Below are 10,092 nucleotides of genomic sequence, written 5' to 3'. Positions count from 1 at the left end.
CGCCGACGTGCTGGCGCGCATCAACGACATGCCCCAAACCCGCCTGCACGAACTCCTGCCCTGGAACTGGAAGGCAATCCCCGAGCAGACGAAAGCTGCCTGACCGCGCTACTCACCGGATGCGTACTGAACTGCCGACCCTTGAACGGGCTCTTCGTGCTGCGCATCACCGTGTCACCGCAGCCGCTGAAAGGGGCCGGGCTTCACCCGATCTCCGCCCACGGGCAAACTTTGCGACGGAACTGCCGATGGTGCGCAAAGGGCAGGTCGCCGCCATTCCCGCCAACGACATGCCTACCCAGGCGACCTTCATCGTCAACCTGTTCGGTGTTGCCGCCTGACGACGCGGACGCCGCAACTCTCCGCGCCGACCGTCAAACTTTGCAATGGAACCCGAGATCGTTGGTGCAACTTCGGCACCGACCAACAACCGTACTGCTCTTCGCCCCAGGCCGGGCGAGGAGCACCCCGAAACCCTACTGGTGTTGGGCAACATCCAAGACGTGGAACGCCTGCTGGTGCGAGCCCGACCGGTTTGGAGCGGCGCCGCGATGGCGCTACTCGAAGGACCGTTCGCGCCGGGCGTGTTCCAGTTCGGACCTGCATGCGGCGTCCGCCCATTTCGCGAGCCCCCGGTCAGCCTCTTCCGCCCAAGCTCTAACGGCCGCATCGGCGTGGTTGAGCAGGTGACCCAAGCGCTTGCGCCGGTTATCCAGAATGTCGGACAGGTTGCCCGACCAACTCTGCGGCGTCAGCGAAGTGCCGAAAGCCGCCAGAATAGCGTTCCTATCGGGGGCGCGGTCGAGCAGGGTGACGGCCAGGGAGGGGGACCGGTCGTCACCCTCGGCTTCATCGTCAGCATCATGCGCGAACAGCCCGAGAAACGCGGCCAGCCGCGGATAGCGCTGGTCCGGCTCAGCATCCGCCCACGCCAGCAGCGATTCTCTCGGAACAGTGAGCAGAGGATTGCGAAGCCGCCTGTAGGAGTACCGGAACAGTTCGCTTTTCGCGGCGCTCTCACCAGCGCCGACGAACGCGTCGAGGAAGGCGACCGGCTGCAGGGATGCCAGGACCGAAACCGTTCCCTGGAAATCATGCGCGTTCTTCCAGGATGTCCGCACCGCTCCGGCGATGGCTCGGCACAAACCGCGAGCCGCATCGGCGGCATCGGGACCCGACAGGCACATCTTCACCATTTCGGACAGGCGGTAATCCTCGTTGACGCTGTGTCCACCCACATCATAACGCCCGAGCAAGTTGCGGCCTGCGGCGATCAGCGTGGTGCCGATGGATCCTGGCGTAGCATTGCGCTTGCGGTAAAGGCGGCGGAACAGGATCTCCAAGGCCATTTCGGCGCCCCCCGGCTGCCCGGCGATCGTATCCACAAGGGCGGCGAAATCCTCATCGGACAGCCCATCCTTCGCATCACACCATCCGAGCGATTGGTAGGTTTGGATCGGGGCCAGACCCGTCTCAAGAGCACGCTGCAGGCGCTTCACGCCGCCCTTGCCGATAAAGACGACGCTCTGCATGAAGGGGAAGCAGGGGCCCAGCACTGGGTCTGCCACAGCGGCGTCTAGGATGGTATCGGTCCAGGCGGCATTCCGAACGCTGGCCGCTGTTAGGACGTTGGCCAGGATGGTCGCGTTGCGTCGCTCGGCCGGCGCGGCGGCAAACGAAGAGACCAAGCGGCGCCACAGCGCATTGATGTCGGGGCTCGCCTCGCCCAGGCTTCTGCCGAGGATGTGAAGGGTGCTGCTTTGCGCCGTTACGAGTTCCGGCAACAGGGTGTCCAGCGCATCATCAGCGAGCGCCAGGGCGCTCCCCAGCTCCCGGACTTTTGCGATGAGCCGCTCCTGCGCACCGGAAAAATCGTTCAGATCCTCCATCAATTCCGTGTCATCGAGATCGGCGATGCCCATTCCCTCGGACAGCACGTAGGCGCGTGTCTTCTGCACAAGGTTGACCGGACGCAGAGCCGCTTCCAATGCCCGCAGTGCCGCCAGGGACTCGGCGGTCATGTGCTCGTGGTCGAAGGCCATGGTCATGCACACCGCCTTCCAGGCTTCGGGCCAGAATCCGTGTCCTGCAATGGAGCGGATCACGGCATCCACATCGCCGGCCAGCAACGGTACCGACCACAGTTCGCGGAACTGATCGGCGATCATGGAGCGGACGGATTGGGCGTGCCGGGATTCGGGGGCGGCCAGAGAAGCGGCGCGGGCCAGGGCCGCACGAAACCATGCCGCCTGTTCATCGTTCGTCTTCGGCCACCAGCCGTCGTCCCGCTGGCGAGCACCGAAAGAATGCCGATCCGCCGAACTGAAGTGACCGGCGTTCAGCATCGCACCCAGCGCCATCACGCCGATGTCGTTGAAACGCGGCTCGTGGTGCTGCAGCAGTTGGTCGATCAGGCGCAGACGCTCGGCTTGACTGGCATGCGTGCCCGAAAGATAGAGCGCAAACAGGGCCTCGACGTTCTGCCGTCCCGAATAGTGGTTGTTGTCCGGCGCTTCCGTCGCCAACGCGCGGATCATCAGCCATGCGGCGCGCTCGAAATCCACCGGTTCGTAGGCGAGGGCGTGTAGCAGGTGCACCAGTTCGCTGCGGCGGTGTTGGTCCGCGGCGAAGAACGCGACGTCGCCCTCCCGGTCGGCGGCGGCCTGGATGGCGTTCAGGGCGAGATCCGGGCGAACGGGGGCGACGTTCTCGAACATGTCCCAACCATGGCTGTCCAGCCGCGCAACGTCGTGCAGCCGGCCATCCGGTTCCAGCCACGCGGCAACGATGTCCTGCGCCGCCTCGCTGTCGTGCAGATAGCCGACCCGCCGCGTGAACGACCTGAGCAGGCGCGGTGGCGCGCCCTCGATAGCCGCGCGGAGAAGCGCTGTCGGGATGTTCTCCAGCGCTTGGCGCGCCAGATGGATGGCAAGCGCCTGCGGCAGAACGGCGCGCCAGCGGTCGCGTTTCTGCACGAGCTGCCGGCGCAGTAGCGTCGCCACATGGCGGTGAAGGTGGGTCACCGTCTGCTCGGCCAGTTCCGCCAGCAGTGGAAGCTCTGAACCTTCGCCCTTCACCGTCTCGCCGTCGAAGGAATAAACCAGCGCGCAGACCTCGGCCGCCCGCAGCAGAGCCTGGTCGCCGGTCTTGTCGTTCCGTTGGTGGAACAGGCGATTGAAGAGATCGCTTTTGGACAGCTGGGCGACGCTGCCGCCGCGCGGCGCCGCGGCGGCCAGCGCCAGCGCCAGCCGGGCGTTGCCTTCGCTTAGTTCAACGATGCGCCAGCGATCCGGCTGCGCAAGGCGAGGGTGGGCTCGCGCGATCAGGTGCTCAATGACCGCGTCGGAGGCGGGCTCCAGTCGGAACACCGCGGTGCTGTCGTGCTCGTTGTCGTCGCCGATATCGTATTCCACCGTGATCAGGCTGACCGGGCCGGCTGTGGCGTGCAGTTCGGCGACGAGCGTGGCGTGCAGGGACGGCAGGCAATTGTCGACGATCAGCACCGCCCGCCGGCCATCGCGCGCCAGCCGCGCAAGCATGTGCTGCGGTGGCGGGTCTAGCACGATGCCGGCATCGCCGTACACGACCCATGCCGGATCAAGGGCGTTCGCGCCGACGCGCCCGTCGAACAGGGTCTGCACCAGCCGCGTCTTGCCCATCCCCGACAAGCCGACCAGCCGCACCGCCGCGCCAGGCTGTGCCAGGGAGGCGCGGATCCGCTCCAGCCCCCCCACGATGGGAAGCCCGTCAGGATCGCGTGCCGAACCGTCGAACAGCCGGCCCTTATCGTCCACGAGGTATTCGCTCTCCACCGATAGCGGGGTCGCTGTCCAATCGTCGAACGGCCGCCAGCCTTCGAGTGGCTCGCCGATCTGGTGCCGAGCCCAGTGAGCCACGCCGGGGTGCTCGTTGGCCCAGCGGGCGATGCGGTGGCCGTCGTACACGTCCAGCGGCATTTCCGTTGTGCCGGGCACGTCGGCGATGGCCTCCCTCATCGCCCGGCGGCGCAATGCTAGAGCCCTGTCTGACAGCGTCTCCATGCCGCTGACGATGATGTAGGCTCCGCCGCTCGCGGCGAGTTCGGCGAGGAGCGGGCGCGGCGCGTCCTTCGGGCGCATCTCAGCGGTGATCGCGGTGGGTGGCAGGCCGTTTTTCTCCTGCTTGACCTGGAAAACTGTTTGCGGACGTGGAACCCAGCTGGCCACGACGGCATCCGGCGGCAGGTCCACTCGAACATCGACTCCGCCGTCGGCCGCCCGCTGGTCGCCGCCGTAGGTGACGGCGGATTTCGGCAGATTGGCGGCGCGCAGGTGGGCCTCGCACAGCATGCCGACGAGGGTGCGTAGGTCCGCGTCTGTCAATGCGGCGATGTGCCGGTTTTCAACCGTGAACATGCCGTGAGCCTAGCTGATCCCGGCGGCGCGTCAAACCGGCTTGGTTCCTGGTCCGGTTGTGGGCGCCCGCTTATCCACAGCCCGGTTCTCTTAAAAGGTTAGACTCTTTGAGTTAGAGAGTTAGAGGCTGGATTCCCTCAGACGGGCCAAAGGCTTACCGGCGTTTTGCGTGAGCATTCTACCGATTCTGGGTGAGCTTTCTACCGACTCCCATTGTGAGCTATCTACCGTGCTGGTGTGAGCTATCTACCGTGCTGGTGTGAGCTATCTACCGAGCGGACTCACAACGCGCTCCGGAATGCGGCGGATCAGCGGGTGCCGGTGGCAGTTTTGGCCGTCCGTTTCGGTGTTTTGCTCACATTCCGGCGCTTGGGTTTTGCTGTCGAGTCGGTAGATTGCTCACGCTCAAGCGCCGGTAGCGCGCGCGACTCGGTAGAATGCTCACGCCCCGTGCCCGAGTCGGTAGATTGCTCACGCTTGGTCCGCGGCTCGAAGACCACGGTGATCCGTCCTGCGCGGCCGCGGCCGATGTCCTGTTCCATCTGGATCGTGTAGTCGGGCAGGCTGCCACGCTCAATGATCTTGAGGACGTCGCGTTTGAAGAAGCGCAGTTCCGAGCGGGCGCCGCACTTTTTTGCCAGGCGCTCCAGGCCGATGCGCCATTCGTCCTGATGGCCGCAGTGCTTGCGCGCCAACTCGTAGACGCGCCGCTCCAGGCCGCCGTCGATCTCGAAGTAGCTGGGCGAGATGGTGAGCACGCGGCGATCCTTGACGATCGCCTTGAACATCCAATCGTTCAGGGTCACTTCGACCGCCTGCATCACCATCTTGCCGTCGGCGCGCTCGCGGCGCACGATCTCGAAGCTGTCGATCCAGCCAAAGCCGCGGTCCTTGGTTTCGCCGCCGGACTTGATTGTGGTGGTGATCGTGGTCGAGCGCAGCCGGAACAGCGCGTCCTTGAGCAGCTCGTAGGCCTGCTTGCCGGTACCCCTGTGGGTCAGCTTCAACAGGTCGTGGGCGGGGAAGTGCACGGTGCGGCTGACCGGCAGGCCGCGCTCGATTCGGTCGTTGATGAGCGACGCCACATAGATGAGGACGTCTTTGTCCCAGATCGTCGCCACGCCGCGCTCGCCGGGGCTGACGCGGATCTGCACCTCGTCGTCCTCGTACTCGATCGGATCCATCAGCCGCGGCTTCTGTAGGCTGAAGAAGGGAAACTCCATCAGCGCCCGGTCGTCCTTGATGGGAGCGTTGATGAGGCTGTCCAGGAACAGATCGACCTGTCGGGACTCCTTTTCATCCTTGGGGCGTTTGGCGTCCTTGGTCACCGGCAGTCCTGGGGTGTGAGCAATCTACCGAAAGCATGGCCGTGAGCAATCTACCGAGTCAAGCGTCGCGTTCGGGCGACCCCGGCGGATTCGCCGCGCTTGCCAAGCCACGGCCGCGTGGTACGCCGGTCACATTGGTGACGTGGTCTGAAGGATGAACGTACGCGCTGAGCGCAACCTGCTGATGGTCAAGGCCCCGAAGGAGTATGGAAAGAAACCACAGCTTCCAATTCGTCTTCGGACAGGCGCTGAAACGGTACCGTACAACTCGTTGGGAGTGGGGCGGAACGAGGACGGGCCTGGCCGTTTCCGTTGCAAAGTTTGTCCGTGGGCGGAGATCGGGTGAAGCCCGACCCCTTTCAGCGGCTGGGGTGACACGGTGATGCGCAGCACGAAGAGCCCGTTCAAGGGTCGGCAGTTCACGGCGGCGGTGATCCTGTGGGCGGAGCGCTGGTACTTGCAGTTTCCGATCAGTTACCACGACCTGGAACGGATGCTGGCCGACCGCGGCGTGGCGGTCGATCACACGACGCTCTACCGCTGGATCCAGGCCGACGCCCCAGAGCTGGCCAAGCGCTTACGCCCTCACCTGCGGATGACCACCGGCCCTGGCCGGTGTGTTCGGCGGTCTCATGGCGAGATGTCGGGTTCATATGCACGGACGTCACCGAGTGCAGCCTCCTGACCATGAGACGATGGACCGCGTACTCCGGCCTGCGGCTCTCGTGGTCGAGTACCCAGGCGGCGAACCAGGGCGCCTTGCCCAGGCTACACTGGCCCCACTCGCCGAGTGCAGCCTCAGCGTGTTCGTCACGGGAAGCCAGGACGTATCTTCGGTGGCGTCCGCTGCCGTCGGCTGTCCTAAGGCATGCGCAGGTCGCATGTCAGCATTGCCGCAATGTTTCGCGTGACGTGGTCAATATCTGAGGGGGCCCACCCACGGGTGACCCGACAAAGGCCCTTTCATGACCATGAAGACCCCCTACGCGGAACAGCGCCACCGCGACCCCAAATCCGCGGAAGCGCGTGCTCGCACGCCTAACCTGAACCTTTCCTCGGCGGCCGGGGGCGTCCACGATGATCCCGCGCCGACGATCGACGATGCCAGCAATTTGCGCAACTCCATGGAGACGTTGCGCGACCGCCTCCAGCGGCTGGGTGGCCTGGGTGAGGGTGATCTTTTCCACATCGGCGGCGGCAAGCGCGGCCTGCTGGTGCGCCATGATACGGACCGCGGGGGCATGATCCTCGCGGGTCAGAACGGGTACGCTGTCCAGGTCTCGACGGTGTTCATTCCGGGCCTGGAGATCGAGGCTCCTATCAACGGCGGCGTGGAGCGCCTGTGCGTCGTCGGCACCGATCGCCGGCACGGGACGCCGGTGCTCGTCGTCACGCGTCTCGGCGACCCCGAGCCGTGCGAGTTCGACGTCGACATGAAGCCGCTGGTGCAGAACCTCGACGGCGTGCGCGTCGGGGGCGGGCCGCCGGTCGAGGCAGACGAGACGGGGAACGCCGCCGACGAGACGTCCGGGAAGGCTTCGGAAGGCGGAATGGTCTTTGGCGGGATCTTTGCCGACATCGAGGCCATGATCCGTGACAGCTTCCGGCAGGCGACCAAGGATGCCTCCCGCCACGGCGAGGCGAACCGCCTCCCGGGCATCGGCTACCTGAGCACGACGCTCGCGCGCAACCTTGGCGTTGCCGGCGCCGTCAAGGCCGTCGGGGAATTCCTCGCGCAGGTCGAGCGGGACGAGCGCCTGCGCGGCATCCGTGACCGCGGTTGGGGCACGGCCGAGGGGCCGATCGAGACGGTGCTCGGCACGGTTTGGGTGAAGTGCGAGATGTATGGCGACGGCCGCCGCGCGCAGACCGCCGTGATGACGATGCGTGAGCGGGCCTGGGACGAGGCCGATTTCGTGCCGCTGGATCTGTCGTCGGTCGCGTGGCCGCGGGCGGCCGAAGTTCCAGCCGCTGGTGCCGCCCCTAAGGTGGGAGAAGCCACGCCTTCCGAAGGCGGCCGGAGCTTCGCGGCGAAGGTGCTCGCCCGTGCCGAGCACCTCGAGGGGACACTGCGCATGCCGCAGAACGTCGGCGATGTCTCGGTTCTGTTGGCCGGGGCGGCGCTGCGGGATGGTGCCGAGTGCTGGAGCATCGGCCCGTCCTTGGCTGCGGTGCTGATCGAGGATCTGGAGGAGGGCGGCACGGCGGCTGTTCTCCAGGCTCTCCAGAGGCTTGAGGTTCCCGAGAACGGCGTTTGGATCGAAGTGGGCGGGCAGGAGCACCTCAATGCCCTTCGCGGTCCTATGATCGACACGGGCGTGTTGGCGGTGCGCGATCCGGATGACGCCAGCGTGATCCGCATCGTCCTCGTGCGCCAGGGTGCCGAGGGCGAGGAGCCCGTAATGGGTCAACCGGTTGCGGTGTCCTTGCACCCGACCGGCGATCCGCGGCCGTCTGACATGACGCCCGAGGAGTGGACCACCGTGTGCCACAAGCTCGACGCCGGGGTGGCGTCGCTGCCCTCCGGCGAGCGCCTTGCGGCGGTCGAAGTGCAGAAGCGTATGCGCATCGGAATCCCGTTCCCTGCGCCGGGCCAGCGCGTTTCCCAGCACCAGGCCGACGACGTGGAGTGGGCGGCCATGCTTGTCGTTGCGCACCACCATCACCGTACTCTGGGCACGCTGAAGACCCTGCCGTCGAGTGACCGCCCGGCCGTGACGCGCATCGAGTGCATCGTCGACGAGTGGAGCCTCGGCCAGAACGGCGCCGAGCCGGACGACGTTCCGACCGTACAGCTGGGCGGCCAGGGGCCGGTGGCGTTCGTCGGCGGGATCGGCAGTGCGATCGTCACGCCCGAGGACGCCAAGACGTTCGGGCTGAAGAATCCGGTTGTCCTGGCGGTTGGTCAGCCGGTTCCGGCGGTGTTCCGGAGCCAGGTTCCGTCGGAAGGCGGCTTCGCCTTGAGGCTTGGGCGGAGCGCGCTGCTGACCATTTCGGGCGGCGTGCCCGAGATGACCGAAAAGGAGGCGCAGGCGGCGCGAAAGGCGCCGATGACCGTCGGCCTTCTGCGCCACGGCGATGCTCTCTTCCTCTGCATCGGAATCCCTGGGTTGGGGGAGTTCGACCTTCCGTATGACCACCGAAGGGTGCCAGCCCAATGCCGTGGCATCCCGGACCGTAAGCCGCACCAGGGGCTCGCGCTCGAGTTCCTGCCGTACGACACCAAAACGGGCATCCTCAACGGTCTGCGCCTCCTGAGTCTGACCTCCGAGTTTTGCGCGGTCCTCGAAAAGGAGATCGTCTTCCTCGACAAGCGTGTCGGCTCGGCCGATTGGAGCTACGAACGCGACGTGCGGAGGGCCTACCAGCGCTGGCCGAACAGCAAGGCCATGCTGGGCGCCTGCACCTACGTCGAGCAGGCGGGCATGCCGTTCACCAGCGAGCGTCCGGAGTTGCCCAAGCGGCCGGGAACCAACTGAAAAGGGACCGCCGCCATGGACGCAAAGCTGGATTGATAACCATGCTCAGCAAGATCGAGTTCGCGTACACCGCCCGCTTTCGCCGTTACCGCGTGGACGAGAAGGCTCTCCTCGCCGCCGCCGTGTTCGAAGCCGCCGAGGTTGCCAAGCCGGTGGTGCGTGCCGCCACGGCGAATGTGAAGCTGTCCCGTTGGGACGACGGTTACCGCACCATGGAAGCCGAGTGCGTGATCGTGGTCGCTTTCCCGGATGGCACCTTTTGGGGGCGCGTCGATCGCCGCATGGCGGGCGACCTGGAGACGCTCGCCTTCGCGGCTTTGTGCGGGGCGTGCGTCCCCGGACCCTTCTTCCGCTTGAGCGACGCCGCCGAAGCCGTGTTCAAGGAGCACGGGACCGAGGCTGGTCGCGAGCTGGCCGTCGCCCACGTCGTGAAGATCGTCCGCTCCTACATGCTGACCGGCGCCTGGAGCAACGAGGACCTGTCGGCCCACGACCGCGCCAAGATCGCCCGTGACCCCTACGCCCGCGTCGAGCTGCCGCGCGGCACCGTCCACGCAGTCGACGGGAGGACGGTCTGCCTCGACGAGACGGTCGTCGAGGGCACCGTGGACGACCCCGCGGCTGAGGGCGTGATTCGCCAGATCTACTCCGTCCATGAGCTGAACGCCGGGACGGGGGCATGGGAGGAGGCGGGCTATGTCGTCGCTAAGATCGACGAGGTGCTGACGAGCTATGGCGACCCCGACTGGTACACCATGGGCAGAGCTCTTCTCAGAGCGGCCGCCGCTGCCTACGCCGGCAAGGCCTGTGCCGAAGCCGAAGCCGGGCAGGGGAAGATCGGTGGGACGGTCAGCCGCTGACCGTGGCCCTCCTAAGGCGGAGATGGCCGGG

Annotated in this window: 5 protein-coding genes; 3 read left to right on the top strand and 2 right to left on the bottom strand. The window is 66.1% G+C overall.

All coding sequences use genetic code 11. The features are described from left to right. Positions 1 to 557 precede the first annotated feature (557 nt). Both DS843_RS28595 and DS843_RS28590 read right to left on the bottom strand, forming a co-directional pair. On the bottom strand, positions 558 to 4,394 hold the full coding sequence (locus tag DS843_RS28595; protein WP_149472218.1) for a hypothetical protein: 3,837 nt from the start codon (positions 4,392 to 4,394) through the stop codon (positions 558 to 560). A 308-nt stretch (positions 4,395 to 4,702) separates the two neighbouring features. Then, positions 4,703 to 5,722, bottom strand: a complete 1,020-nt coding sequence (locus DS843_RS28590) for a replication initiator protein A (RefSeq protein ID WP_286192377.1) — start codon at positions 5,720 to 5,722, stop codon at positions 4,703 to 4,705. A gap of 382 nt (positions 5,723 to 6,104) precedes the next feature. On the opposite strand from DS843_RS28590, the gene DS843_RS28585 reads away from it, so the two are divergent. The 3 genes from DS843_RS28585 to DS843_RS28575 all read left to right on the top strand — a co-directional run bounded on the left by DS843_RS28585 (position 6,105) and on the right by DS843_RS28575 (position 10,061). Then, a complete protein-coding gene (locus DS843_RS28585; RefSeq protein WP_408902094.1) occupies positions 6,105 to 6,407 on the top strand; it encodes a hypothetical protein in 303 nt (100 codons plus the stop codon). Between the two features lie 280 nt (positions 6,408 to 6,687). Beyond that, positions 6,688 to 9,201, top strand: coding sequence for a hypothetical protein (locus DS843_RS28580; protein ID WP_149472217.1), 2,514 nt, complete (start codon positions 6,688 to 6,690; stop codon positions 9,199 to 9,201). A 41-nt stretch (positions 9,202 to 9,242) separates the two neighbouring features. Next, a complete protein-coding gene (locus tag DS843_RS28575; RefSeq protein WP_149472216.1) occupies positions 9,243 to 10,061 on the top strand; it encodes a hypothetical protein in 819 nt (272 codons plus the stop codon). The last annotated feature ends 31 nt before the right edge of the window (positions 10,062 to 10,092 follow it).

The sequence above is a fragment of the Roseomonas genomospecies 6 genome (assembly GCF_008365375.1).
Classification (GTDB): domain Bacteria; phylum Pseudomonadota; class Alphaproteobacteria; order Azospirillales; family Azospirillaceae; genus Azospirillum.
Note: the sequence above shows the minus strand (reverse complement) of the source record. Positions and strands in the feature narration are given on the sequence as shown.

Bases quoted from the DNA above. Each gene is read 5' to 3' on its own strand.
- DS843_RS28595 (WP_149472218.1), bottom strand. From the start codon at position 4,394: ATGTTCACGGTTGAAAACCGGCACATCGCCGCATTGACAGACGCGGAC.
- DS843_RS28585 (WP_408902094.1), top strand. From the start codon at position 6,105: ATGCGCAGCACGAAGAGCCCGTTCAAGGGTCGGCAGTTCACGGCGGCG.
- DS843_RS28580 (WP_149472217.1), top strand. From the start codon at position 6,688: ATGACCATGAAGACCCCCTACGCGGAACAGCGCCACCGCGACCCCAAA.
- DS843_RS28575 (WP_149472216.1), top strand. From the start codon at position 9,243: ATGCTCAGCAAGATCGAGTTCGCGTACACCGCCCGCTTTCGCCGTTAC.